The sequence below is a fragment of the Kitasatospora sp. NPDC018058 genome (assembly GCF_044327205.1).
GTDB lineage: Bacteria > Actinomycetota > Actinomycetes > Streptomycetales > Streptomycetaceae > Kitasatospora.
The window spans coordinates 171,831-194,982 of the sequence record NZ_JBIRFA010000008.1 but is presented as its reverse complement, the minus strand read 5'-3'; the positions used below and the strand labels follow the sequence as shown (position 1 = coordinate 194,982).

The 23,152-nt window shown below is 72.4% G+C and carries 28 protein-coding genes; 24 read left to right on the top strand and 4 right to left on the bottom strand.

Features of this window, described 5'->3' with window-relative positions; genetic code table 11:
• Window positions 1-21 precede the first annotated feature (21 nt).
• The 19 genes from ACH4E7_RS13915 (at window position 22) to ACH4E7_RS13825 (ending at window position 14,231) form a co-directional block, all read left to right on the top strand.
• Complete coding sequence (locus ACH4E7_RS13915) at window positions 22-1,107, top strand: ABC transporter ATP-binding protein (protein WP_396249269.1); 1,086 nt, start codon at window positions 22-24, stop codon at window positions 1,105-1,107.
• A 137-nt stretch (window positions 1,108-1,244) separates the two neighbouring features.
• Window positions 1,245-1,925, top strand: a complete 681-nt coding sequence (locus ACH4E7_RS13910; RefSeq protein ID WP_396249268.1) for an HAD family hydrolase — start codon at window positions 1,245-1,247, stop codon at window positions 1,923-1,925.
• Between the two features lie 7 nt (window positions 1,926-1,932).
• Entirely contained in the window at window positions 1,933-2,253 is a 321-nt protein-coding gene (locus tag ACH4E7_RS13905; RefSeq protein ID WP_396249267.1) for a DMT family transporter, read from the top strand.
• Between the two features lie 88 nt (window positions 2,254-2,341).
• Entirely contained in the window at window positions 2,342-2,833 is a 492-nt protein-coding gene (locus ACH4E7_RS13900) for a hypothetical protein (protein ID WP_396249266.1), read from the top strand.
• Between the two features lie 160 nt (window positions 2,834-2,993).
• Window positions 2,994-3,293: a hypothetical protein gene (locus tag ACH4E7_RS13895; protein WP_396249265.1), complete on the top strand. Its 300-nt coding sequence runs from the start codon at window positions 2,994-2,996 to the stop codon at window positions 3,291-3,293.
• Window positions 3,290-4,609 (top strand): WXG100 family type VII secretion target, encoded by a 1,320-nt coding sequence (locus tag ACH4E7_RS13890; protein ID WP_396249264.1) that lies wholly within the window; start codon window positions 3,290-3,292, stop codon window positions 4,607-4,609. Before ACH4E7_RS13895 ends, ACH4E7_RS13890 begins: the two co-directional genes overlap by 4 nt.
• The gene (locus ACH4E7_RS13885; protein WP_396249263.1) at window positions 4,599-5,285 is read left to right on the top strand and encodes a hypothetical protein; all 687 of its coding nucleotides are present in this window, start codon (window positions 4,599-4,601) and stop codon (window positions 5,283-5,285) included. Before ACH4E7_RS13890 ends, ACH4E7_RS13885 begins: the two co-directional genes overlap by 11 nt.
• Window positions 5,282-5,890: a hypothetical protein gene (locus ACH4E7_RS13880; RefSeq protein ID WP_396249262.1), complete on the top strand. Its 609-nt coding sequence runs from the start codon at window positions 5,282-5,284 to the stop codon at window positions 5,888-5,890. Before ACH4E7_RS13885 ends, ACH4E7_RS13880 begins: the two co-directional genes overlap by 4 nt.
• A gap of 156 nt (window positions 5,891-6,046) precedes the next feature.
• Complete coding sequence (locus tag ACH4E7_RS13875) at window positions 6,047-6,379, top strand: WXG100 family type VII secretion target (RefSeq protein WP_396249261.1); 333 nt, start codon at window positions 6,047-6,049, stop codon at window positions 6,377-6,379.
• A 30-nt stretch (window positions 6,380-6,409) separates the two neighbouring features.
• Complete coding sequence (locus ACH4E7_RS13870; protein WP_396249260.1) at window positions 6,410-7,933, top strand: hypothetical protein; 1,524 nt, start codon at window positions 6,410-6,412, stop codon at window positions 7,931-7,933.
• Window positions 7,930-8,451, top strand: a complete 522-nt coding sequence (locus tag ACH4E7_RS13865) for a hypothetical protein (RefSeq protein WP_396249259.1) — start codon at window positions 7,930-7,932, stop codon at window positions 8,449-8,451. The genes ACH4E7_RS13870 and ACH4E7_RS13865 overlap by 4 nt, the downstream gene beginning before the upstream one ends.
• Window positions 8,452-8,539: 88 nt before the next feature.
• Window positions 8,540-9,169 carry a hypothetical protein gene (locus tag ACH4E7_RS13860; protein WP_396249258.1) on the top strand — a complete coding sequence of 210 codons (630 nt, stop codon included), beginning with the start codon at window positions 8,540-8,542 and terminating at the stop codon, window positions 9,167-9,169.
• Window positions 9,170-9,222: 53 nt separating this feature from the next.
• On the top strand, window positions 9,223-9,588 hold the full coding sequence (locus tag ACH4E7_RS13855) for a hypothetical protein (RefSeq protein WP_396249257.1): 366 nt from the start codon (window positions 9,223-9,225) through the stop codon (window positions 9,586-9,588).
• A 131-nt stretch (window positions 9,589-9,719) separates the two neighbouring features.
• Complete coding sequence (locus ACH4E7_RS13850) at window positions 9,720-10,241, top strand: hypothetical protein (RefSeq protein ID WP_396249256.1); 522 nt, start codon at window positions 9,720-9,722, stop codon at window positions 10,239-10,241.
• Window positions 10,242-10,355: 114 nt separating this feature from the next.
• Window positions 10,356-10,649: a hypothetical protein gene (locus ACH4E7_RS13845; RefSeq protein WP_396249255.1), complete on the top strand. Its 294-nt coding sequence runs from the start codon at window positions 10,356-10,358 to the stop codon at window positions 10,647-10,649.
• The gene (locus ACH4E7_RS13840; protein ID WP_396249254.1) at window positions 10,649-11,968 is read left to right on the top strand and encodes a putative T7SS-secreted protein; all 1,320 of its coding nucleotides are present in this window, start codon (window positions 10,649-10,651) and stop codon (window positions 11,966-11,968) included. The genes ACH4E7_RS13845 and ACH4E7_RS13840 overlap by 1 nt, the downstream gene beginning before the upstream one ends.
• Window positions 11,965-12,636: a hypothetical protein gene (locus ACH4E7_RS13835; protein WP_396249253.1), complete on the top strand. Its 672-nt coding sequence runs from the start codon at window positions 11,965-11,967 to the stop codon at window positions 12,634-12,636. Before ACH4E7_RS13840 ends, ACH4E7_RS13835 begins: the two co-directional genes overlap by 4 nt.
• 78 nt (window positions 12,637-12,714) lie before the next feature.
• Window positions 12,715-13,476 carry a hypothetical protein gene (locus ACH4E7_RS13830; RefSeq protein ID WP_396249252.1) on the top strand — a complete coding sequence of 254 codons (762 nt, stop codon included), beginning with the start codon at window positions 12,715-12,717 and terminating at the stop codon, window positions 13,474-13,476.
• A gap of 95 nt (window positions 13,477-13,571) precedes the next feature.
• Complete coding sequence (locus ACH4E7_RS13825; RefSeq protein ID WP_396249251.1) at window positions 13,572-14,231, top strand: hypothetical protein; 660 nt, start codon at window positions 13,572-13,574, stop codon at window positions 14,229-14,231.
• 1 nt (window position 14,232) lies between these two features.
• On the opposite strand, the gene ACH4E7_RS13820 is transcribed toward ACH4E7_RS13825, so the two are convergent.
• From ACH4E7_RS13820 to ACH4E7_RS13810, 3 genes are all read right to left on the bottom strand, one after another.
• Window positions 14,233-14,748, bottom strand: coding sequence for a pyridoxamine 5'-phosphate oxidase family protein (locus ACH4E7_RS13820; RefSeq protein ID WP_396249250.1), 516 nt, complete (start codon window positions 14,746-14,748; stop codon window positions 14,233-14,235).
• A 152-nt stretch (window positions 14,749-14,900) separates the two neighbouring features.
• Window positions 14,901-15,563 (bottom strand): phosphatase PAP2 family protein, encoded by a 663-nt coding sequence (locus ACH4E7_RS13815; protein ID WP_396249249.1) that lies wholly within the window; start codon window positions 15,561-15,563, stop codon window positions 14,901-14,903.
• Window positions 15,563-16,243: a DedA family protein gene (locus ACH4E7_RS13810; RefSeq protein WP_396249248.1), complete on the bottom strand. Its 681-nt coding sequence runs from the start codon at window positions 16,241-16,243 to the stop codon at window positions 15,563-15,565. The genes ACH4E7_RS13815 and ACH4E7_RS13810 overlap by 1 nt, the downstream gene beginning before the upstream one ends.
• 115 nt (window positions 16,244-16,358) lie before the next feature.
• On the opposite strand from ACH4E7_RS13810, the gene ACH4E7_RS13805 reads away from it, so the two are divergent.
• The 3 genes from ACH4E7_RS13805 to ACH4E7_RS13795 all read left to right on the top strand — a co-directional run bounded on the left by ACH4E7_RS13805 (window position 16,359) and on the right by ACH4E7_RS13795 (window position 19,511).
• Window positions 16,359-16,757, top strand: a complete 399-nt coding sequence (locus tag ACH4E7_RS13805; protein ID WP_396249247.1) for a BlaI/MecI/CopY family transcriptional regulator — start codon at window positions 16,359-16,361, stop codon at window positions 16,755-16,757.
• A complete protein-coding gene (locus ACH4E7_RS13800) occupies window positions 16,754-17,839 on the top strand; it encodes a M56 family metallopeptidase (RefSeq protein WP_396249246.1) in 1,086 nt (361 codons plus the stop codon). Before ACH4E7_RS13805 ends, ACH4E7_RS13800 begins: the two co-directional genes overlap by 4 nt.
• A 136-nt stretch (window positions 17,840-17,975) precedes the next feature.
• Complete coding sequence (locus ACH4E7_RS13795) at window positions 17,976-19,511, top strand: GAF domain-containing protein (RefSeq protein ID WP_396249245.1); 1,536 nt, start codon at window positions 17,976-17,978, stop codon at window positions 19,509-19,511.
• On the opposite strand, the gene ACH4E7_RS13790 is transcribed toward ACH4E7_RS13795, so the two are convergent.
• A complete protein-coding gene (locus ACH4E7_RS13790) occupies window positions 19,430-19,930 on the bottom strand; it encodes an SsgA family sporulation/cell division regulator (RefSeq protein ID WP_396249244.1) in 501 nt (166 codons plus the stop codon). The two genes, ACH4E7_RS13795 and ACH4E7_RS13790, sit on opposite strands and share 82 nt — an antisense overlap.
• Before the next feature lie 331 nt (window positions 19,931-20,261).
• Between ACH4E7_RS13790 and ACH4E7_RS13785 the strand changes: the two genes are divergently transcribed.
• Together ACH4E7_RS13785 and ACH4E7_RS13780 are read left to right on the top strand one after the other, a co-directional pair.
• Window positions 20,262-21,524, top strand: coding sequence for a hypothetical protein (locus ACH4E7_RS13785; protein WP_396249243.1), 1,263 nt, complete (start codon window positions 20,262-20,264; stop codon window positions 21,522-21,524).
• Between the two features lie 230 nt (window positions 21,525-21,754).
• Window positions 21,755-23,080 carry a TerD family protein gene (locus tag ACH4E7_RS13780; RefSeq protein WP_396249376.1) on the top strand — a complete coding sequence of 442 codons (1,326 nt, stop codon included), beginning with the start codon at window positions 21,755-21,757 and terminating at the stop codon, window positions 23,078-23,080.
• Window positions 23,081-23,152 lie beyond the last annotated feature (72 nt).

Below are 23,152 nucleotides of genomic sequence, written 5' to 3'. Positions count from 1 at the left end.
GCTTTCCAGGAGTCACCAGTCATGACCACGGCCACCGCCCCCGTCACCGGCGTCGCGCTCGCCCCCGGCAGCGCCACCGTCGAGTTCCGCTCGCTGCGCCGCGCCTTCGGTGCCACCACCGCCCTCGACGGCCTCGACCTGACCGTCCACCCCGGTGAGCTGGTCGCCCTGCTCGGCCCGTCCGGCTGCGGCAAGACCACCGCGCTGCGCATCCTGGCCGGCTTCGAGCGGCACGACTCGGGCGAGGTCCTGGTCGACGGCCAGGACATCACCTCGATCCCGGCGCACAAGCGCGACGCGGGCATGGTGTTCCAGTCCTACAGCCTCTTCCCGCACCTGACCGCGCTGGACAACATCGCCTTCGGCCTGCGGATGCGCGGCACCGGCAAGGCCGAACGCCGCAAGCGCGCCGAGGAGTTGCTGGAGTTGGTCGGCCTGCCGCACCGCGCCGGCCACTACCCGCACCAGATGTCCGGCGGCCAGCAGCAGCGCATCGCGCTCGCCCGCGCACTCGCCCTGCAGCCGCGTGTGCTGCTGCTGGACGAGCCGCTGTCCGCGCTGGACGCCAAGGTCCGCCTCCAGCTGCGCGAGGAGATCCGTCGTCTGCAGCAGGAGTTGGGCATCACCACCCTGTTCGTCACCCACGACCAGGAGGAGGCGCTGTCGATGGCCGACCGGGTCGCGGTGCTGCGCGCCGGCAGGCTGGAGCAGTGCGCCACCCCGTCGGAGCTGTACGGGCGGCCGGCCACCGCCTTCGTCGCCGAGTTCGTCGGCACCATGAGCCGCATCCCGTGCACCCGCACCTCGGACGGCGTCGAGGTGCTCGGCCGCCGCCACGCGGTGGACGGCGGGATCCCGGCCGACGGCGACCTGCAGGTGCTGGTCCGCCCGGAGAACGTCACCCTCACCCCGTCCGAGAACGGCCCGGCACTGGTGATCACCGCATCCTTCCTGGGCGCCGTCACCCGGCTCACCGTCCGCCTGGACGACGGCACCGAGGTCAAGGCCGACTTGCCCACCGAGGCCGCCGCCGCCCTGCCGGCCGGCTCGCGCGCCGACCTCACGCTGCCGGAGCGCCCGGTGCTGGTGGACCGCCGCCCCGCCTGAGAACCCCGCTGCCGGAGAATCTGCTGCTGAGAGTCCCACCACGGGGCTCTTGCCGCGGAGGTTCCCGCCGGAGGGAGTCTCGCTGCCGAAGCTCGTACCGCCCCCGCACCGTCTGAAGAACCGCCGAAGGTACCGCCATGCCTGAATCCGTATCCGCACTCCCCTCCGCCGTCCTCTTCGACATGGACGGAACCCTGGTCGACACCGAGCAACTCTGGTGGCAGGCCGCCGCCGAGCTCGCCGAGGAGCTGAACCGCCCGCTCACCGACCAGGACTCCCCCGAGGTCCTCGGCCAGGCCGTCGAGCACACCGCCGCCCACCTGCGAAAGGTCAGCGGCACCGCCCTCGGCGAAGCCGAACTCGCCGCCCGGCTGGGCGACTCCTTCGCCGCCAAGGTCGCCGCCGAGACGGTGCCGCGCCCCGGCGCGCTCGCCCTGCTGGCCGCCCTGCGCGAGGCCCGGGTGCCCACCGCGCTGGTCTCCGCCTCCCCGCGCCGGGTGGTCGACCTCGTGCTCTCGGCGATCGGCCGCGACTGGTTCGAGGTCACCCTGGCCGCCGAGGACACCGTCCGCACCAAGCCCGCGCCCGACCCGTACCTGGCCGCCGCCGAGCGGCTCGGCCTGGACCCGGCGGCCTGCGTCGCCGTCGAGGACACCCCGACCGGCGTCACCTCCGCCAACGCGGCCGGCTGCGTGGTGCTCGTCGTGCCGTCCACCGCCGTCCCGATGCCGACCGGCGACCGGATCACCCTGCTGACCAGCCTGGAACAGGTCGATCTCGCGCTGCTCGGGAAGCTCTGCGCCGCGCCGGCGGTTTGACAGCGACATGTCCTACCTCCTGCTCGCCCTCGCCATCGTCAGCGAGGTCTGCGCCACCAGCTGCCTCAAACTCACCGAGGGGTTCACCCGCCTCTGGCCCAGCATCGGGGTCGGGATCGGCTACGCGCTCTCCTTCTTCCTGCTCGGCCGCGCCCTCAAGCACATCCCGGTCTCGGTCGCGTACGCGGTCTGGTCGGGCGCCGGGACGGCGGCGGTCGCCGGGATAGGCGTGGTCACCTTCGGCGAGTCGCTGGGGAAGCCGCAGTGGCTGGGGCTCGCGCTGGTGATCGTCGGGGTGGTCGTGCTCAACCTCAAGGGCAGCCACTGACGATTCGTCAATTGATCGACCGCGGGGCCGGGGTGGGACGTCGGGTGCACCGACCTCCCACCCCGGCCCGTTCGCTACCGTGTCCCCCATGACGACCCCAAGGCCCCACCACTACCGCTTCGTTCACCGCGCGCTCTCCCGCCAGGTCCTGGAATTCGGCCCGCGGGTGGCCAGTCCGGCCCCGGACGGCGGCAGCCTGCTGCCCGTCCTCACCGGGATCTGGGACGACCTCGGCGAGACCCTCCCGCCCGAGGACCGGCTGCCCAGCCACGGCCTCGACTGCCGCCACCTCGCCACCGACGACCACGCGATACTCCTGGTCACCCTGCCCACCCCGATCTGCGCCACCGAGGCCCACTTCGCCGCCGCCGTCCTCCCCCGGGGCGCCAAGGCCGTCCGCTACCTGACCCTGGAGCACGCGCTCAACCCGCTCGACGGCAGCCCCGGCACCGTCCTCGGCGAGTGGACCACCGAGAGCCACCTCAACCACGGGCCCGGCCCCTCCCCCGTCGCCGAACTCTTCGTCGCCGCAGTGGTGAGGCTCACCGCCCCGAAGAAGCGCGGCTTCTGGCGCCGCTGACGTCCCGGCGCCGCTGAACCCTGCGCACTTTCAACCGTGCACGCCCCTCCCCCGGCAAGGATCCCGTACTCGTACGGGTGGAAACCGGCAGCACGAATCGCCCACGCACCAACCGGCGTTATGCTCGGCCGGTCCGACAACCGACGCATCGGGGGAGAAAATGGCCGAATTCACGGTCAGTCCCGAGTTCCTGGCCAAGCTCGCCAAGGACCTCAAGGGCTGCGGCGACGAACTCGACCAGGGACTGAAGGCGCTCAAGGAGGCGAGCCGCGACGGTCTCGGCTTCGACTTCCTGGAGGACGCCGGCAAGCACTTCCAGGAGAAGTGGGAGTACGGCCTCAAGAAGGTCCGCGACTGCGTCAAGGTCCTCGACGACGGTCTGGACAAGGTCGCGCAGTCCTACGACGGCACCGAGAAGAGCATCACCAAGGCCCTCACCCCGGCGGCGGGGCAGTCGTGACCGATCCCAAGCCCGACTGGTCCGGCCTCGGCTTCAACCCCACCCCCGGCGACCCCGCCGCCGTGGCCGGCCTCAGCGGCAGCCTGCGCCGGGTCTCCCAGCACCTGACCGGCGTCCACACCACGCTCTCCCAGATCTCCGACAACCAGGGCCAGTGGACCGGCGACGCCGCCAAGGCCTTCGCCGCCCAGTTCGGGAAGCTCCCCGGGTACCTGCAGGACGCCGCCGACTCGATCACCGCCGCCTACCAGGCCCTCGACACCTGGTACCAGACGCTGAACGAACACCAGCCCAAGGCCGCCGAGTTGGCCCGCGCCGCGATCGCCGCCAAGCAGGGCAAGGAGCAGGCCGAACAGGCCCACCGCACCGCGGCCGCCGCCCCCGACCTCGCACTGGCCGGCAAGAGCTTCCCCGACGACGCCTCACTCGCCGCCGCCGAACAGCGCTACAACACCGCCAAGAACCACCTCGACCAGGCCGCCAAGCTGGTCAACAGCGCCACCGCGACCCTCACCGGCCTCCAGAGCCAGGCCCACGAACTCGCCGAGGGCCACAAGTCCGACGCCCGCAAGACCGCCACCGCCATCCGCAAGGCCGCCGACAGCAAGGCCCCGCCGGAGCCGGGCTGGCTCAGCAAGGTCGGCAACTGGCTGAAGAACCACGGCGCGGACCTGCTGACGGTGGCCGCGGGCGTCTGCGGCGTCGCGGCGATCTTCTTCCCGGCGTTCGCGCTGCCGGCGATCCTGCTGAGCTTGGCGGCGGCGGGCGCGCACACGACCAAGTACATCGCCGAAGGAAAGCTCCTTCCGCCGCAGAAGAACATCGGCAACTGGCTGGCACTGGGCGGTGACCTCCTCGGAGCGATCCCCGGAGCTGGCGTCGCCAAGTCCGGCTGGACCGCGGCCCGGGAGGCGAGCGCCGCCGGCTCGGGCCTGCGCGGAGCGATGAGCGCTGGAACGACCGAGGTCCGGGTCGCCGCCCGAGCCGCCGACCCGGCAAGTCCGATCTTCACCAAGACGATCGAGAAGCAGGCCGTCAAGTACGGGGTCTCCAAGGAAACCGCGATGAACATCTCCGACGGCGTCCAGGCCGTCACCACCGCCGGACTCAACGCCCCGACCGCGTACGCCCTCACCCAGGACAACCCGAGCGATGACCTCGACAGCGCGGTCAACTACACCACCGGCGCCAACAACGTCGTCGGCTCCGTCGGCGTCGGCTCCAGCGGTGGCAAGCTCTACCCCGTCGTCGGCACCGTGGCCGCCGTCGGCAGCCTGCTCGGCACGGGCGGATGGGCGGCGGGCTATGGCCGTTGAGACCTCCGAGACCGCGGTCCCCCCGTTCTGGCTGTCCCTGCCGCCGGGCTTCTCCTCCCTCGACCTGGACGAGGACCCCGGCGACCGGATGGAACGCACCGCGGAGATCCTGGACACCGTCTTCCCGACTGCGCGCCCCGAGCAGAGGCTCAGCGTCGTGATCGCTGCCGAAACCGCCCTGCAGGCCCAACTGCGCGAGGGCGCCGTCCACGTCTCCAGCTGCCTGGTCCGGGCTGAGGACGGCGAACCTGTCCACGGCACGTTCACCCTCTTCGTCCGCCCACAGGAACTCGGCCCGCGCGACACCTACCCCGACCGCGTCGCCGGTGAGTTGGCCGCGGCCTGGCCGGACGCCGACGTCGGCGTGGTGGATCTGCCCCTCGGCCGCGCCGCCCTCGCCGCCCGGGACCTCACCGCCTCAGTGCCCGGCGTGGTGTGGGGCGTGCCCGAGTCCAGCGTCAGCACGGTGCGCCAGCTCGAACTGCTGATCCCGCACCCGTGGAGCCCACACGTGCTTGCCGCCGTCTTCACCACCGAGGACCTCGACTACTGGCCCGAGTGGCTGCCGCTACTGGCCACCGCATTCCGCGGAATCTCCTTCCACCCGCCCCGGGACACAAGCCTCGACGACCTGCCGCCCGAGCAGTGGGACAACATCCGGAAGGCCTTCGGATGACCGTCACGCGAGACGACCCGACCACGCGCACCGGCAACGGCTGGCTCCGCCGCGTTCTCGCGCTCATCGGCATCCTGACCTGCCTGTTCGTCGGAGTCGTCCTCGCCTACGTCTACGTCGGCACCCTCCTGGCCTTCGTCCTGGCGTTCCTGTACCTCGTGGCGGTGGGCGTCGGAGTCTCGAAGCTCGGAGTTCCCGGCAGCGACCCCGAGTTCAAGGAATTCGGCGCCTCTCTGGTCCTGGCCGTCATCGTCCTGCTGATGGCCACCGGGGCGGGTGCGGACGCCTGGCACAACATGATGCTGTCCTCGGGCCGGGACGTGCGCGCCGTGGTCGTCTCCGAGCACGTCGAAAAGTCCTCCCGCGGATCGACGACGCGAACGTACACCCTCGTGTCGAGGGGCGAAGGAACCGTCCCCGGGGGGCCGTTGAAGCCCGATTCCGAGCGGTTCAACCCCGGCGACACGGTCACCGTCCGGATGGACCCGGCCGGCCGCGTCGCGCCCAAGCTCCCGGGTGAGGCCGACTCGCCGGCATCCCTCTGGCTCGCCGTCGGGCTCAACGCAGGCTTCGCGCTCATCCTGCTGTGGTTCGCCCGGCCCTGACGCAAGTCCGGGACCATCTCACCAACACTCGGTCAAGATTCCCGCCGGAACAGGCAAAGTGACCATCGTCACACGAACCAGCCACAACCCCGGCCCTCTGACCAGGCATCTCACCCCTCGCTGCTAATGACGCGACAAAGTACGGGGGATGACGCCATGGCAGATGACGCAGCGAAAGCCGGCGGGCCGGAGTTCAAGATCCAGCCGGGGGACCTGAAGGACGCGGCGCCGACCTTCGAGACCCAGAGCAAAGCACTCAAGGACGCGCTCGACAAGCTCAAGAAGAGTCTCACCGAGGACGGGGCCCCCTGGGGCAGCGACAAGCAGGGCAACGAGTTCGCGGCGGCCTACAACACCCCGCACGACCACGTGCTCTCCGGGCTCGACATCCTGGTCAAGGGCATCAACAGCATCAACGAGGGGCTGCACGCCCACGCCGACAACCACGCCGGTGCGGACAACCAGGCCAAGAAAAACATGACGATATGACCGGCGCTCGTTCCCGGACGGGAGCCTCGTATGGGTGAGTCCACGGCGGCGAAGGCCGTCCAGAAGCTCACCGGCATGTGGTGGCCCGACGCCGACCCGGACAAGCTCCGTAAGGTCGCGGACGCCTGGGACGCGATGGCCACCGCCATCGACAACGTCACCGTCCCCACCAACCAGGCCGCCGCCGCCATCGTCGCCAACAACCACGGCCCCGCGATCGACGCCTTCGGCAAGTTCTGGGGCCAGTACTACGGCGGCAAGGACAGCGCCGGCAAGGGCAAGGGCTGGCTCCCCGAAACCGCCGACGCCTGCCGCGCCCTCGCCAAGGCGCTGCGGGACTTCGCCCACGAGGTCGACAAGGCCGTCAAGAAACTCGAAGAGGAAGCCGCGATCGTCGGCGCCACCCTGGTGGCCGGCACCGCCCTCGCCTTCTTCACCGCCGGCATCTCCGAGGGCGTCGCCGCGGGCGCCGCCGCGGGCATCGTCGCCACCGCCGCCGGCCTCGGCGTCGCCGTCTCCGAAACCATCGCCACCATCGCCGCCACCGTCCTGGTCGGCGCCGCCTTCGGCGCCGTCGAAGCCATCACCGTCGACCTCGCCGTCGCCCAGCCCATCCGCGTCGAACTCTTCGACGACGGCGGCTACAGCGCCAAGGAGGCCCTCGACTCCGCCAAGACCGGTGAAATCATGGGCGCCGCCGGCGGCGGCCTCGGCGCCGGCGGACGCGTCGTCGCCAACGCCGCCGAACGCGCCGAAGGCGCCTCCGTCGCCCTCGCCGGCCTCGCCAAGGTCGCGAACGCCGCCGACACCCTCCCCGGCCGCATGGTCACCGGCGCCGGCCTCACCTACGGCTACGACACCGCGTTCAAGACCGGCCCCATCATGCCCCTCGACCTCATCCTCGGCGCCGTCGGCGGAGCGGCCGCGCCCGGCCGGGGCAAGACTGAGTTTCCCGACACGGAGGGCTGGGGCGGCGCCGGGTGGGTGGAGAAGCCGACGAAGTTCGCTGGCGATGCGTTCGAAAAGATACGTGCGACCCCCAACAAGGTCGACCTGCCGAAGATCTCCGAGAACACCGGTATCGACCTGACCGTGCTGCGCCAGGTCAAGTCTCACCTGTTTCGCGAACAGCACAAGGTGGAGATCGCCCCGCTCACCTCCAAGACAGGCCTCTTCACTCCTCGTGACGACATCGCGGCTCTCTGGCAGGACGCCCACGCGGGCAAACTCGATGCCGCAGGACTGAAGGAGTTCCACTCGCTGATGGCCCATGAGTACATCGAGAGCGAGTTGATGAGAGCAGGGCTTCCCTACGTCTCGGACCATCCGGCGGTCTGGGACTCCGACAACAGCAAGCTGTCCCCGAAGGACGTGAGCAAGGCCGGTGCCCACGATCTGTCTCCGCATCCCGTCAAAGGCCACTTCCGCGCCTGGGAGGATTCGTTGGGCATCACACCGCCCAAGACAGCACTCGCGGACGACCTTTCGAACATTGATAGCGTGGTTTCCGAGATCAAGCAGGAATTGAAGAGGAACGGGGTGAAACTCAAGTGACGGATGATCCGTCGCGTGTCGTGCTGGAGCGCTTGCGGGCGGTCGAATGGAGTGACTGGGACGGCGCACTGGCCCACACCCGCTCCCGGGCCGCGCTGATGCGCGAGTACCTGCGCCGGTCCGCTCTCTGGGCCGACGCGTTCGATGCCGCAGACCTCTGGCCGTTTTTCGACATCGCCCAGCACATCGATCCCGCAGTCCGCGCTGATCCCGACATTGCCACCGACCTGGAGGCATACCTCTCGGGCGCCGTGCGGCGTCGTACCATCCGAGAAACCTGCCGCGGCGCTGTGCACTGGCCGACGTTCCGCCGCGAGACGAAGGTCGCCCTCCCCGGCCTGCCCGACCCCTACGACCCGCTACTGCTCCTGTACGAGCGCGGAGGCGGCTTCTACGTCGAGGAGCACATCGATCTCGACGGCATCTCCGTCCCCCTGGGCCAGTTGTCAGGCCATCTCTCCCACACTCCGATCACCAACCTCGATCTGGCCACGCTCGAGGCCCTGGACACAGCCTGAACGGCAGTACCGTTGGCGGCTCCAGCACGGCCGGAGCCGCCAACGCTGCGAACCACCCGAGCGCTCGCGCGAAAGGTCACGACCTCAAGTGAGTTCCGACGCTGTGCAGTCGATGGTTGACCGCCTCAAAGCCCTCAACTGGACGTCACACGGCGAGGCCCTCGAGAAGAGCTACTCCCGCGCGGCACTCATGAAGGAGTACTTGCGTCGGACCGCACTCTGGCTCGACGTCTACGGGGACACCAGGTATTGGCCCGTCTTCGATCTCGCAGCCATCGTGGCACCGGAGGTACGGGCCGCCCCGGCGGTGGTTGCGGATGTCAAGGAATTCGTCGACGCGGCCTCGCACAGGTGGTACGCCGCCGAAACCTCAGTAGCCGCCGTCCAGTGGGCAGCCCTCTCCGACGTCCCCGGGCTGAACCTCCCCCCGCTGCCCGACCCCTTCGAACCCCTGATCCGGGTCTACGAACGCGGTGGCCTCTTCTCGTACGCCAATGGCTTCGTCGACTTCGACACGACCATGGTGCCGTGCCGCGACTGGCGCGCCCACCTGTCGCCTACCCCCGTCGTCGAACTCGACGACGCCGCCCTCGACGCCCTCGACGACAGGAGCTGGGCCGAACTCCGCACCCTGGCGGGCTCGCACCAATTCCCCGGCCGACAACAGTTGACCGGCACACGCACGACCACGGTGGACCGCCTGGCCGCCATCAACTGAACCTACCGTGAGGGCCACGACGCGCATGCGGCCTCCCGGTGAAGCGGAGACATATGCCCATCTGGCGAAAATCCACGCATGCCTCCTCCTCGGCAGCGAGGAACTCCCGCTCCCGCCCGACTGGGGAGACCGGGCTGTGGGACGACCTGTCCGGCTTCATGCAGTTGTATCTGAACGTCGAGGTGGCCGACCCGTACTACCTGCCCAAAACCCGACGCACGATCCGCAGCTTCCCTTCGGACGACGCCCTCCGGCGGGGCTTCGAACGGATGCTCGCCGAACAGACCATGACCCGTGGGGAGTTCTGTGAGAACACCTGGCTCGACTTCGAGACAGACGAGGAGATGTACGAGTACCTGAAGAAGATCCACGCCTACCTCTTCCTCGACCAAGGGGAACCCCCTCAGCCGCCCGACTGAGGAATCCATGGAACCCCGAACTGAGGCTTCAGCCTCAGTTCGGGGTTCCGGCGCGGCCGGAGCCGCCAACGCTCCCCAATCAACCCTGGAGTAGTGGCGAGCCAATGAACAAAAGCCGCACTGATGCATTGATGGAACGCCTGACCGCCGTCCGGTGGACCAACCTGGAAGGCCGCAACGCGCATGTCGCCTCCCGGTCCCGGCTGATGGTCGAGTACCTTCGCCGGGCCTCGCTCTGGGCCGAGGTACTCGGCGGCCCGCCGAAGTGGCCCATCTTCGACATCGCCGGGGCCCTCGCCCCGGCGGTCCGGGTGGACCCCGAGGTGGCCGCGTGGCTTGAGGAGTTCCTCGTAACACACGTCGGCGGCATCGAGACCGAGAACGCCTGCCGCGCCGCCGTACGATGGGCAACCCTTCGGGACACGCCGGGGGTGGGACTTCCCGACCTGCCGGACCCGTTCGAGCCCCTCCTCCTCGTGTACGAGCGAGGCGGGGAGGTCATCGCCGACGAGAGCCGGGCCTTCAACTTCGGCGGCCGACGAGTGCAGATCAAGCCCTGGCGTGAGCACCTCTCCGCGGAGCCCGCGACCGCCCTCGACTCCGACGCCCTAGACGCTCTGGACGCCTCGGACGTCTGGCGAGCCGTCATATAGCTGCGGCAGGAAGCCGTATGAACGGCATACGGATTCCGTCAAGGCCGAGCAGCCGCACACGAACCCCCCGTTACCGTCTCCCCGATACAGCGATCAGCGACACGGGGGTGTTCCATGGCCGACTTCACCGTCAGCCCGGAGTTCCTCGCCAAGCTCTGCCAGGACCTCAAGGGCTGCGGCGACGAACTCGACCAGGGATTGCAGGCGTTGAAGGGGGCGAGCCGCGATGGGCTCGGGTACGACTTCCTGGAGGAGGCGGGCAAGCACTTCCAGGAGAAGTGGGAGTTCGGGCTCGGCAAGGTCCGCGAGTCCGTCAAGGTACTGGTCGAGGGCCTGGAGAAGGTGCAGCAGGGCTACGACGGCACCGAGCAGAGCATCATCAAAGCCCTCACCCCGCAGAGTGCCTGATGGCCGACCAGACACCGACCTGGGACGGCCTCGGCTTCAACCCGGCGCCGGGTGACCAGACCGCCGTGACCAATCTGAGCGCGACCCTGCGCCGGGTCGCCGGACACCTGGGGACCATCCACACCACCCTGTCGCAGATCTCCGACCACCAGGGCCAGTGGACCGGCAAGGCCGCCGACAAGTTCGCCGAGAACTTCGGCAAGCTCCCCGACTACCTGCGGGACGCCTCCGACTCGATCACCACCGCGTATGGCGCGCTCGACACCTGGTACAAGGCGCTCACCGAACACCAGCCCAAGGCGGCCGAGTTGGAGCGCCAGGCGGTCGCCGCCCGGCAGCACAAGTCCGAGGCCGACCAGGGGTACACGACCGCCGCCGCCAACCCCGACCTCAAGCTGGCCGGTCAGAGCTTCCCCGACGACGCCTCGCTCGCCGCCGCCACGACGCGCTACAACACGGCGAAGAAGCACCTCGACGAGGCGGCCGCCACCGTGCGCAGCGCCACGGAGGATCTGCAGCACCTCCAGAGCCAGGGCGCCACCCTGCAGACCACCCACAGCGGCGACGCCCACAAAACGGCGGACACCATCCGTAAGGCCGCCGACAGCAAGGCCCCGCCGGAGCCCGGCTGGCTGGACAAGGTCGGCAACTGGTTCAAGAACCACGGCGCCGACCTGCTGACGGTCGCGGCGAGCGTCGCCGGCGTCGCGGCGATCTTCTTCCCGCCCCTCGCTCTGGCCGCCGTCGCACTGAGCCTCGCCGCGGCGGGCGCGCACGCGGCGCAGTACGGCTGGAGCGGGCTCATGCCGCCGTCACGGGAGAACCTCGGCAACTGGCTCACCTTGTCCGGTGACGTTCTCGGCGCGTTCCCCCTTCTGGGAGCAGGGGCCAAGGGCGCGATCACCGCCGGGAAGGTGGGCCTCAAGGCGGGTGTCTCCGCGGGCACCAAAGCCGGGGTCGCCAAGGTGGGTTTCGAGGCGGGCGCGATCAAGGGCCTGGACCCGGCGAACCCCATCTTCAAGACCCTGATCGAGAAGCCGGCCCTGAGTCGCGGCGTCTCCCTGGAGAGGGCCCAGAACCTCACCGACGGGGTGCAGGGCGCCGCCACTCTGGTCCTGACCGCGCCGACGGCGTACTCGCTCACCGAGGACAACCCCAGCGACCTGCTCAACACCTCCGTGAACAGCACCACCGGAGCCGGCAACGTCGTCGGCGGGACCGGGCTCGCGTGGGGCGGCAGCAAGTCCGCCAAGGTCGTGGGCGGGGTCCTGGCCGTCGGGAACGTCTTCGGGGTGGGCGCTTGGTTGGCGGGCAAATGACCACGGAGACCCCTTCGCTCTGGCTCTCCCTGCCCGTGGGCTTCACGGCCATCGACCTGGCCGCGGATCCCGGCGACCGGATGGAACGCGTGGCGGCCGGTCTGAGCGCCGCCTTCTCCGCCGCGCGCCCCGAGCAGACGCTCGGCGTCGCCATCGCCGCCGAGACCGCCATCCAGGCCCAACTACGTGACGGCGTCGTCCACTTCTCCGTCTGCCTGGCCCAGGCATCGGACGGCACATCCGTCCTGGGCACCTTCTCCCTCTTCATCCGGCCGGAGGAACTCGGCCTCCCCGGCACCTATCCCCAGCGCGTCGCCGAGCAACTCGCCGCCGCCTGGCCGGAGGCCGACGTCGGCGTGCTCGAACTGCCCCTCGGGCGCACGGCGGTGGCCGTCCGCGATGTGCCGGTACCGGTGCCCGGGACGGTCTACGACGTGCCGGAGTCGACCGTCACCACCGTGCGCCAAACGGAGTTCCTGATCCCGCACCCGTGGAGCCCCCACGTGGTCGCGGCCGTCTTCACCACCGAGCAGGTCGAGTACTGGGAAGAATGGCTGTCGGCGGTCGCCGCCGCCGTCAACGGGATCTCCTTCTACCCGCCCCGCGACGAGACCCTGGACGACCTGCCGCCCGAGCGGTGGGACAACATCCGGAAGGCGTTCGACTGACGGCGGTGTTCGGTCGGCGGTGTTCGGCCGTCGACATTCGACCGGTGGCGTTCGGCCGGTGGCGAGAGGAGGTTCGGCGTGATGCGGTTCCTGCTGGACGTGCGGATGGTCCTGCTCGGCCTGGTGGGCCTCGGAAACCTGTGGTGGCTCTTCCGACTGATCACGGTCCGCAGGCTCCGCCGGCAGCGCGAGGGTGTGCCCGTGGAGCAGCAACTCGCCGAGCTGCGCGCCGAACTGGCGGCGGCACCGAGCGACACCGTGCTGTTCGACCTGCTGAAGGCGAAGTACCCGGCGGTCGGGGCCGAGCAGGCCGCCGAGGTGGCGCGGTCCGTCGGGCCCTGGCAGGTGACCGAGCGCGGGCCCGACGGCGCGCCAAGCTGGGTGTTCCGACACGCCGAGCGCGCACCGCAGGACCGACCTCCGGCCGAGCAACGGAAATTGGGGCCGCTGGTGAAGCTGCTCTCGGTGGTCTGTACGCTACTCGCGCTGGCCGCTGTCTGGTTCGCCTATCCGCACGTCAACCGCCTTGGCCTGGCCGGGATCTGGGTCGTCTACGGCACGGTGCTCCTACTGGTGATGCGCTGGGACGTCGGCTGGGCGCAGTCGGTCCTGCTGCTGCTGCCGACCCTCGCGGTCGGCGGCTTCGCGTTCATCATGGTCATCGGCTGGGCGCACTCCCACGCGGTGGAGAAGGCCGGCGGTTCGGGCGGCATGCCGGATTCGGCCGGCCTGATGGTGTCGCTCCTGTTCGGCCCGTTGGCGGCCGTCATGCCGATCCTCGTCGAGAAGGGCCAGGCCGAGGAGAGCCCGGCCCGGAAGGACGCGGGCGAGCGGCGCTGAGCGCACGCGAGGGGGCGGGCCCGTGGGCCCGCCCCGAAGGCCGTCACGATCCCGGCGTAGCCTTCCACCCCGTCGTACCGAGGATCGGGGGAAGCATGGCGGGAACGAGATCCCGGCGCGGGACCATCGCGCTGGCGACCGCGCTGGTGGCAGCGGCGCCCATCGGAACCTTCGGGCTGGTGCTGCTGAGCACCTACGTCAGCTGGGGCCTGGCCTGGTTCCTCGGTCTGGGGATCGGGATCGCCTGGATCGTGGGCCTGGTCCGGCTGCTCGGGTTCGTCGGCTGCTGGGTGGCGGTCGTGTCGGTCGCGCTGTGGGGCGGGGCGCTGGCGGAGGTGGTCGCGGCCCGGGACGCGGTGATCCTGAACGCCCGCGGGATCACCGTCACGGCCCAGGTCGCCCAGGCGCACGACCATCCGCACGACAAGCACCCGAACTCGACGTACGACCTGGTCGGCGAGCTCGGCCTGCCGATCCCCAACGGCACGGTGTACGGGGGCCTGCACGCGCACGCGGTCGGCGACCGGCTGCTGGTCCGCTACGACCCGGAGGGCGTCGCGGCCGCGAGCGCCCCGGACGACATCGACGCCGCCGAGCACCTGGCCATCGCCGCCACCCTGGACGCCGTCCTGATGGCCATCACCGCCGGCCTGGGCGTAGCGGTCGTCCGCACCGGTCGCCCGCGCCGGGTCCCGTTCCGCCGGGCGGGCAGCGTCAGCAGAACTCCCCGCGACGCCGCCCGCCCCCAGCGATGAACTACCCCCGCGCCACCCGCGCCCGCAGGTAGTTGCGCCGCCCGAAGTTCGGCTCGTCCACCGCCGTCAGCTCCTCCACCTGGAACCGGTACAGCGCCGCCGCCCCGCCCCCGGTGAGGTACTGCCGCCGGACCTCCTCGTCCTGAGCGAAGGACGGGTACCGCCCCTGGTACGCCGCCAGTGCCGCCTCCGCCTGCCGCCCCCAGGCCTCGCTCGCGCTCCCGGCCAGCTGGAGCCCGCGCAGCTGCTCGCCGAAGACCGGCGGCGGCAGGAAGACGGTGGCGGCGGCCCGGGCCTCCTCGGCGAGGTGGTGGCTGTGCCGGGTGGAGCGCTCGCTGACGAAGTACAGGGCGAGGTCGTCGTCGTACGCGAAGAAGGCCAGGTTGGCGTGCGGCCCGTGCTCGTGGCCGGCGGTGGCGAGGGTGAGCACCATGGCCTCGGCGAGCAGTCCTTCGACGCCCTTGTGCAGCAGGTCGCCCGGCCAGTCCCCCTGCGTGATGTCGAGTCGGTACGGCATTCGGCACTCCCTCCACTGGCACGCCCGGTGCCTTCGCGCCCCGAGCACGACTGAGCCGGGCGGGCGCCCCTGCGAAGGGGCCCACGCCCGGCTCACATGCTCCACCCGCCGTCCGAAACCGGACAAGGGGCACAGCGGAATGCCGATCGGTACTACCGCGCCCGGTGCGACGCGTACCCGCGGGCCACCACCGGCATCGCGCCGGGGCCCAGCAGCGGACGCAGCGCGCCCGAGCGCATCCGGTCCACCAGCGGCCCGCAGCGCCCGGCCAGCGGCGCCAGCACCAGCGCGACCAGGATGCCGACCAGCGCGCCGACCGCCACGTCGTGCGGGTAGTGCACGCCGACCCAGACCCGGGAGGCGGCCATCAGCGCCGCGAAGACCGTGGCGACGACGCCGAGCCGCCGGCTGACGAACCAGAGCGAGATCGCGGCGGCGAAGGCGATCACCGAGTGGTTGCTCGGGAAGGACCAGTCCCCGGTTCCCGGGCAGGTCTCCAGCGAGACGCTGCCGCGGATCTGCGCGCAGGGCCGGAGCTCGTCGACGAGGCTCTTCAGGACGGAGTTGACGCCGTACGCGATGACCACGATCACCGGCGAGGCCAGCACCCTGGCCATCAGCACGGAGTCGGCGCCGCGCGCCCGCCACCAGGCGTAGAGCATGAAGACCGCGAACAGTCCGAGGCCGATCGCCGACCAGATCTTGATCACGTCGTTCAGCCAGTGCGGCGCCGACTGCACCCACCCGTTGACCCGGGTGTACAGGCTGCCGTCGATGCCGCTGCCGTCATAGACGGCCAGAGCCCGAGAGGACATCACACGTCACCTCCGTGACGGCGCGCCTTACGGGCGCGGAACAGTTCGAGAACAATGGGGAGCACGGAGACAACTACTACCAGACCGATGATCGGCAGCAGATACCGGTCGATGCTGGGTATCGAGGACCCGAGCCCGTACCCGGCCAGCACGACTCCGACGGCCCAGACCGCACCGCCGGTCACCTGCCAGAAGGTGAACGAGCGGACCGGCACCTCCAGCACGCCGCAGAGCGGGTTCAGCACCGTCCGGACCACGGGGATGAACCGGGCCAGCACGATCGCCTTGCCGTGCCCGTACTTGCCCAGCAGTTCCTCGGCCCGCTCGACGCCCTCCAGCAGGCTCCTGCGCTCGGTGCGGCGCAGCAGCGCCCGGCCGCCGCGCCGACCGATCAGGTAGCCGACCTGGGCCCCGAGCAACGCCCCGACCAGGGCGGCGGGCAGCACCTGCCACAGGTGCAGCTGCGGGCCCTTGGTGGCGCCGGGCACGCAGAGCAGGCCGGCGGTGAACAGCAGGGAGTCGCCGGGCAGGAAGAAGCCGACCAGCAGGCCGGTCTCGGCGAACAGCACCACGGCGATGCCGAGGGCGCCGAAGGCGGCGAGCAGCGAGGACGCGTCCAGCGGGTTCACCGCCAGGTGAGCCGCGCCCAGGTGAGCCGCGTCGAGGGGGAACTGAAGCAAGGCTGGCGGACCTCCCGTACGTTGGAGGGCGGTTCACAGCGGAACCCGCCCCGACCGTCTACAGTGACGTAGACGGTCTACACGACTGTAGACGAATCCTGGAGGAAGCGCCGCCATGTCCGACGTACCGTCCGCCCGCCGGCCCGCCGGGGAGCTGGAGTCCGAGGTGCTGGCCGCCCTCTGGTCGGCCCGGCAGCCGATGACGCCGCAGGACGTCCAGACGGCGCTCGGCCGGCACCTCGCCCGCACCACCATCGCGACGATCCTGGCGCGGCTGCACGACAAGGGGACGGTCGAGCGCACCCGGGCCGGCCGCGCCTACGCCTACACCCCGACCGTCCAGGACACCGCGGGCCTGGCCGCCCGCCGAATGCACACCGAGCTGGGCCGCGAGGCCGACCGCTCCACCGTGCTCGCCCGCTTCGTCTCCGACCTCTCCGCCGAGGACGAGCAGCTGCTGCGCGAACTGCTGGGCGACGGCGGGCCGGGACCGGCGGGAGCCGGCGCCCCATGATGCTCGCCGTCTGGGCCCCGCTGCTGCTGCCGTTCCTGGCCGCCCCGCTGGCCCGCCGCCTCGCCGAGGCGCTGGCGCCCCGGGCCGCGGCCTGGCTGCTGGCCGGCACCGCCGCCGTCCTGGCCGGCGGGACCCTGTGCTCGCTCGGCCTGCTCGCCGCCGCCGGACTGCTCCAGCTGCCCCCGGTCGCCGCCCTCGGCCACCTCTCGCTGCCCTGGCTGACCGCCGCGGCGCCGGACGCCCCGCTCGGGGCCGCCGTGGCGGGCCTCGCGCTCGCCGCGCTCACCGCGCTGGCGGTGCGCACCGCCCGCCGCCGCCGACAGGACCTGCGGACCGCCCGGGCCGCCCTGCCCACGCTGACCTCAGCCGACCGGCATCCGGACATGCGCCCCTGGCGCGCCTCCATGCGCCGGGCGCGCTCCGCAGGATGGTTGCAGCCCGGTGCGAACCCGCTCACCGCCCTGCTGTCGCCGCCCGAGGACCACCCGCTCACCGTCCTGGACGACGAGCGGGCCGACGCCTTCGCCCTGCCCGGCCGACTGCGCCGCCCCGGCCGACCGGGCGAGCCCGGCCGGATCGTGGTCACCTCCGGCATGCTGCGCGCCCTCAGCGGGCCCGAGCGCTCCGCCCTGCTCGCCCATGAGCGCGCCCACCTGGCCGCCCGCCACCACGTCTTCCTCGCCCTCGCCGAGCACGCCGCCGCCCTCCACCCGGCGCTCCGCCCACTGCGCACGCCCCTCGGGTACCACCTGGAGCGCTGGGCCGACGAAGTGGCAGCGGCCCGGGTCGGCGACCGCGCCGTGACCGCCCGCGCGGTCGGCCGGGCCGCCCTCGCCGCGAGCCGTTCGCCCTGGCCGGCCCGCCCCCGGCTGGTCGCCGCCGCCCACTCCGGCCCGGTCCCGCGCCGGGTCGCGGCGCTGCTCCAGCCCCGCCCCACCGCCACCCCGGGCACCCGGCTGCGGGCCGTCGCCCTGGCCCTGGCCGCCTGCCTGGCGCTGACCACCGGCGCCACCCTGGAGGCCACCGCCGATCTGCACCACACCGTCGAGGCCGCCCAGCACGAACCGGGCCGGGGACGCTAGGTCACCCTGGGGGGGTCCCGTACCGACCGGTGTGCCGACTTGGCAGACCCCGTCCCCACCGGCCCACCGCACCCGTACGCTTTCGTCAGCGCGTCGACCCCGGCGCGTCCTCGAACGGCGGCGAGGAGCAACGCGAGTGCGGCAGACCGGACGGCAGTCCCGACGACCAGAGCGCCGCACCCCGCCGACCGCGGCGGAGCTGGCCAAGGTCCACGAGCGCACCCTCGCCGACGCCGCCGCCCGCGAACTCGCCCTCCCCGAGACCGGCGGGCCCGGTTCGTCCGGCGGTGCCGGCGGGCCGGGCCTGCTCGAACCCCGCCCCGAGATCGGCGACTCCTGGGCCCGGCTGCGCCGCCTCGGCCTCGACCCCGACGCCGGCGCCGCCACCGCCCTGCTCGGCCCCGCCGAACTGGAGCAGCGCCGCCGGGCCAGCGGGCTGGACACCGTCATGCCGGTGCTGCGCGAGACCCTGCTCGATACGGCCGACCCGGCCCCGCTGATCCTGGCGATCGCCGACGCCGAGGGCCATGTGCTCTGGCAGGACGGCGAGCGCGGGCTGCGCCGCAGCGCCGACCGGATCGGCTTCGTCACCGGCGCCCGCTGGATCGAGGAGAGCGTCGGCACCAACGGCATCGCCGTCGCGCTGCGCGCCCAGCGCCCGATGCACGTCCACTCCGCCGAGCACTACCTGCGCAGCCACCACACCTGGACCTGCGTGGCCGCACCCGTGCACGACCCGGCCACCGGACGGCTGGTCGGCGCGATCAACCTCAGTGGACCGGCCCACAACGTCCGCCCGTTCCTGCTCCAGCTCACCGCCACCGCCGCCCGACTCGCCGAGACCGAGCTGCGCGCCCACCGGCTGGAGGCGCTGCACCAGCTGCGCACCCTGGCCGCCCCGCTGCTCGCCCGGGTCGGCGGCCCGGCCCTGGTGGTGGACGCGGCCGGCTGGACCGCCGCCGCGGCCGGACTGCCACCGCCCAGCCGGCTGCGCGTGCCCAGCGAGGGCTGGGTCCCGGCGGCCGTGCACTGGGTGCCCGGCCTGGGCGAGTGCGTGCTGGAACCGCTCGCGGACGGCTGGCTGGTGCGTCCGGTCCGCTCGCCCGAGGCGGACGGCGCCGGCACGGTGAGCGCCGAACAGGCCGAGGGCGCCCGGCTCCGGCTCGACCTGCGCCGCCCGGACCGCCCCGAACTGTACGTACGGGGCGCGGCCGACAGCTGGTCGCACCCGCTCAGCCCGCGCCACGCCGAACTGCTGCTCCTGCTGGCCACCTCACGCGAGGGCAGCACCGCGGCACAGCTCGCCGAGGCGCTGTTCGGCGACGCGGGGCGGACGGTGACGATCCGGGCCGAGCTCTCCCGGCTGCGCCGCTACCTGGGCGGGCTGCTGGCCCACCGACCGTACCGCTTCGCCGACTCGGTGCTGGTCACCGTGGACGGGCCGGAGGACCCGTACGACCTGCTGCCCGCCTCCACCGCCCCGGCGGTCCGGCGGCTGCGGGCCGGGCTCGCGGCGGGCACGGTACGGCTGCCGGGCGCCGCTGCGCCCGTACCGGCACCGCGCCCCGCAGGGGACGGGACGGCCGGTGCTCAGCCGCCCGCGAGCAGCGTGGCCAGCTGGTCGTCGGTCGGGCCGCAGTCGCGTTCCTCCTCGACGGAGACCAGCGCGTAGGTGCGCTCCAGCCAGGCCTGGACCCGGGGTTTGGAGGCCTCCAGCAGGGCGCTGCCGTGCGGGGATTCGAGCGCCAGGTGCAAGGTCGAGCCGTGGCAGGGGCAGTAGGCCGGCCACAGCTTGACGTCGCCCTGGCCGCTCAACGAGCGCAGGCCGTCGCGCAGCAGGTCGCGGGAGAACACCCAGTCCGCCTCGTCCGGCCGCCCCAGATGGAAGGTCAGCAGCACCTCGTACGGGCGCGAGGCGTCGAAGCGGAACCTGGTGCGCACCTCGCCGACCACTTCCTCGCCCAGCGAGATCCGCAGCATCAGCACCTCCTCCACCGCCGCCGGAGCGGCGGTGGAGCCGCCCCCATCGCCGCCCGTGGGGGTGGCGGCGAGGGGGGCACTGGAGGCTGCGGACAGCGGGTCGGGCGGCATGACGGTCTCTCCGGGAACGGCGCGGGATGCCATCAGACTGCGTCACCCGCGGCCGGGCGGGCAAGGGTTGCAAGGGGGTTGCAATAACCCCCGTCCGAGCCGGACACCCCTTACCGGAGATGGCCAGACGGATCGTCAACTTCCGCCTGCCGAATGGGTGTCGGGAGAATGGACGGATTTCGTCCGCGCTGCAGCCGCCCACTGGTACGCTCTCCCCCTCCCCGCGCGGGCCCGCGGCGGAACCGGTGCGAATCGCCCGGATCCGGGCCCGGCGGCAGCGCGTGGGAGAATACGGCCGACGCGACGGCGACTTCGGAGAGGGAGGGGTCCGGTGGCTGCGCGCGAGAACACCGCGCGGGACGTGCGGGACGTGCGGCACGAACCCGAACAGCACGGTCGGCACGGTCGGCCGCGCCCCTTCGGCGGCCGGTTCCGGCTGCCCACCCTGCGCTTCTCCGGCGCCGCGATGGCGATGTCCACCGTCGTCGGCATCAGCATCGCCACCACCCTCCTGCTCAACGAGCAGCAGGGCATCGGCCGTCGGGCCGGCGTCGCCCGGGTCGGCACCACCCCGCCGCCCACCCCGAGCAGCACCGACCAGGCCGAGGCGGCCGCCGAACACACCCCGGCCGCTCCCCCGCCCTCCGGCCGCCCGCACGGCTCCCGGCCCACCGGGCACCCCTCCACGCACCCCTCCGCGCACCCGTCCGCCCCGGCGAACGCCGCCACCCCGCCGCCGGCCGGGCTCCCGGCGGGCACGTCGACCCCGGTCACGCCGTCGACCGGCGGGCAGGCCTCGACCGGACAGGAGCCCGGCTCCTCCGCCAACACCCCCGCCGCGGGCACCGGCGCGGGCCCCCAGGCGGGCGCCGCGGCCGGGCCCTCGCCTTCGGCCCAGCCCCTCACGCCCTCCGACGGTCAGCCCGGCACCGACACCTCCAACGCCGGGCAGCCGGGCGGAACCCAGTCACCGCACCCGCCCGGGCTCCGGCCGATCGCCCCGACCCGACCCGCACCGGCGCAGCCGGCCCCGCCGCCCGTCCCCGTGGTCCCGGGCGACACCGGCGCCGCCGGGGAGACCACGGGGGACGCCGATGCCGTCCCCGGTGTCACCGGCTCCGCCTACTCGACCGAACCCACCGGCACGGAGGCCGACCAGGCCCTGACCGGCACCGGTCACGCCGCCCCGCTCGGGCGGGCCGGCCTCCGGCACGCGCTCGACCTCGCCGTGGCCGAGCCGGTCACCGCGCTGCAGGCCGAATTCCGGCTTGCCCCGGGAGAGTTGGCCCCCGGCAGCGGCGCCGCCTGGACGGACCTGCCGGGCGCCGTGGTGACCGTCCAACAGGAGCGCGGCGCCTTGGTCTACCGCTTCACCACCCCGCCCGGGACGGACGTCAAGCCCGGCCGCTACAGCTTCGTCGTGCGCGGCACCCGCCCGGCCGAACCGGTCGGCGCGGTGCGCAAGGCGGCCCCGCTGGAGAGCTGGAACGCCGCCGCCTTCGGCATCGACCACCCCCGGGCGGTCGCCGCGCTCGGCGGCTTCGGCCCGCTGCTGCCGCTGCCCGCCCAGCCGTTGGCGCACGCACCCCGCTGACCCGCGCTTCGCCGACCCGCTGACCCGGCGCTTCGCCGACCCCGTGTACACCGACCCGCTGACCCACCCTCGGCCGATCCGAAGTTCCGACGATCGGACAGCACAGCACTCCCACCGGGCGCATCCCCGCACCCTCGTTCGTTACTGTGAGCAGCACCCGACCCGGCACCCCCAGCGGCCCCGGCCCGGGCCGTCGTTCCGCACCCGAGGAGGAGTCCTTGTCCACCGTCCTGACCCAAGGCGGCAACGCACCCCTGACCGCCGCGCGGGTGACCGTCGAGGTCACCGCGCCCAAGGCGCTGGACGTCTCCGGCCTGCTGCTGACCGACGCCGGCAAGGTCCGCTCGGACGCCGACTTCGTCTTCTTCAACGCCCCGCACGGCCCGGGCGTCAGCCTCCGCCCGGCCACCGCCGGAGCGCCGGACGCGATCACCGTCGACACCCCGGCCGTCCCGGCCGACATCAGCAAGATCGTGGTCACCGTCAGCCCGGCCGACCAGTCCTCCACCTTCGCCGGGATCGAACCCACCGCCACCGTCCGGGACGCCGACACCGGCGCCGTCCTGGTCACCTTCACCCCGCCCCGGCTGGGCCTGGAGACCGCACTCGTCGTGGTCGAGGTCTACCGGCGCAACGGGTCCTGGAAGGTGCGCGCGGTCGGCCAGGGCTACGCCGACGGCCTGGCGGGCATCGCCACCGACTTCGGCGTCAGCGTCGACGACTCCCCCGCCTCGGCGCCCGAGCCCTCGGCCCCGGCGCCGACCGCAGCCCCGGCCGCGGCCGCGACATCGCCGAGTGCGCCGACCGTCCAGATCACCTCCCCGGCCGCCCCGCCGCTGCCTCCCGTCCCGCCCGCGCCGCCGGCTCCACCCGTGAGCCCCGTCCCTCCGGTCGACCCGCGGATCGCCCTCGCCACCCCGCCGGTCCCCCCGACCCCGCCCGCGCCGCCCGCCGCGCCGCCGGCCCCGGCCGACCGCCCCAAGGTGACCCTGGACAAGGGCCGGGTCAGCCTGGTCAAGGGCAGCTCCGTCTCCCTGGTGAAGAACGGCCGCCCGTTCCTCTCCTCGGTCCGGATGGCGCTCGGCTGGGAGTCCGCCGCCCGCGGCCGCGACATCGACCTGGACGCCTCCTGCCTGGCCTTCGACGCCCGGCACCAGCGGCTGGAGACGGCCTGGTTCATGAAGCTGAACATCTTCAACGGCGCGATCGCCCACTCCGGCGACAACCTGGTCGGCGGTGACGGCGGCGACGACGAGGCGATCACCGTCCACCTGGAGGGCCTCCCGGCCGAGGTCCACGCGCTGGTCTTCGTGGTCAACTCCTTCTCCGGCCAGAAGTTCACCGAGGTGCGCAACGCCTACTGCCGTCTGGTGGACGTCCGGAGCGAGGAGGAGCTGGTCCGCTTCGACCTCACCCACTCCGAGCCGTACACCGGCGTGGTGATGTGCAAGCTCGTCCGTCGCCCCTCCGGCGAGTGGGAGATGACGGCGCTCGGCGAGTTCGTCGACGGCAAGACCGCCCGGGCCATGATCGAGCCCTCCGCCGCACTGCTTTAGCCCACAACGTCACGGGTACGCCCGCGAATTCACCCTCCTGAGGCCTCAAGTCGTCCACGAGCCGACTCGATC

Excerpts from the sequence above, each read along its gene's own strand:
- ACH4E7_RS13835 (WP_396249253.1), top strand. The coding sequence starts at position 11,965 with ATGACCACGGAGACCCCTTCGCTCTGGCTCTCCCTGCCCGTGGGCTTC.
- ACH4E7_RS13800 (WP_396249246.1), top strand. The coding sequence starts at position 16,754 with ATGATGCTCGCCGTCTGGGCCCCGCTGCTGCTGCCGTTCCTGGCCGCC.
- ACH4E7_RS13815 (WP_396249249.1), bottom strand. The coding sequence starts at position 15,563 with ATGTCCTCTCGGGCTCTGGCCGTCTATGACGGCAGCGGCATCGACGGC.
- ACH4E7_RS13850 (WP_396249256.1), top strand. The coding sequence starts at position 9,720 with ATGGAACGCCTGACCGCCGTCCGGTGGACCAACCTGGAAGGCCGCAAC.
- ACH4E7_RS13880 (WP_396249262.1), top strand. The coding sequence starts at position 5,282 with ATGACCGTCACGCGAGACGACCCGACCACGCGCACCGGCAACGGCTGG.
- ACH4E7_RS13820 (WP_396249250.1), bottom strand. The coding sequence starts at position 14,748 with ATGCCGTACCGACTCGACATCACGCAGGGGGACTGGCCGGGCGACCTG.
- ACH4E7_RS13895 (WP_396249265.1), top strand. The coding sequence starts at position 2,994 with ATGGCCGAATTCACGGTCAGTCCCGAGTTCCTGGCCAAGCTCGCCAAG.
- ACH4E7_RS13905 (WP_396249267.1), top strand. The coding sequence starts at position 1,933 with ATGTCCTACCTCCTGCTCGCCCTCGCCATCGTCAGCGAGGTCTGCGCC.
- ACH4E7_RS13910 (WP_396249268.1), top strand. The coding sequence starts at position 1,245 with ATGCCTGAATCCGTATCCGCACTCCCCTCCGCCGTCCTCTTCGACATG.
- ACH4E7_RS13855 (WP_396249257.1), top strand. The coding sequence starts at position 9,223 with ATGCCCATCTGGCGAAAATCCACGCATGCCTCCTCCTCGGCAGCGAGG.
- ACH4E7_RS13840 (WP_396249254.1), top strand. The coding sequence starts at position 10,649 with ATGGCCGACCAGACACCGACCTGGGACGGCCTCGGCTTCAACCCGGCG.
- ACH4E7_RS13845 (WP_396249255.1), top strand. The coding sequence starts at position 10,356 with ATGGCCGACTTCACCGTCAGCCCGGAGTTCCTCGCCAAGCTCTGCCAG.
- ACH4E7_RS13870 (WP_396249260.1), top strand. The coding sequence starts at position 6,410 with ATGGGTGAGTCCACGGCGGCGAAGGCCGTCCAGAAGCTCACCGGCATG.
- ACH4E7_RS13900 (WP_396249266.1), top strand. The coding sequence starts at position 2,342 with ATGACGACCCCAAGGCCCCACCACTACCGCTTCGTTCACCGCGCGCTC.
- ACH4E7_RS13790 (WP_396249244.1), bottom strand. The coding sequence starts at position 19,930 with ATGCCGCCCGACCCGCTGTCCGCAGCCTCCAGTGCCCCCCTCGCCGCC.
- ACH4E7_RS13825 (WP_396249251.1), top strand. The coding sequence starts at position 13,572 with ATGGCGGGAACGAGATCCCGGCGCGGGACCATCGCGCTGGCGACCGCG.
- ACH4E7_RS13805 (WP_396249247.1), top strand. The coding sequence starts at position 16,359 with ATGTCCGACGTACCGTCCGCCCGCCGGCCCGCCGGGGAGCTGGAGTCC.
- ACH4E7_RS13885 (WP_396249263.1), top strand. The coding sequence starts at position 4,599 with ATGGCCGTTGAGACCTCCGAGACCGCGGTCCCCCCGTTCTGGCTGTCC.
- ACH4E7_RS13915 (WP_396249269.1), top strand. The coding sequence starts at position 22 with ATGACCACGGCCACCGCCCCCGTCACCGGCGTCGCGCTCGCCCCCGGC.
- ACH4E7_RS13875 (WP_396249261.1), top strand. The coding sequence starts at position 6,047 with ATGGCAGATGACGCAGCGAAAGCCGGCGGGCCGGAGTTCAAGATCCAG.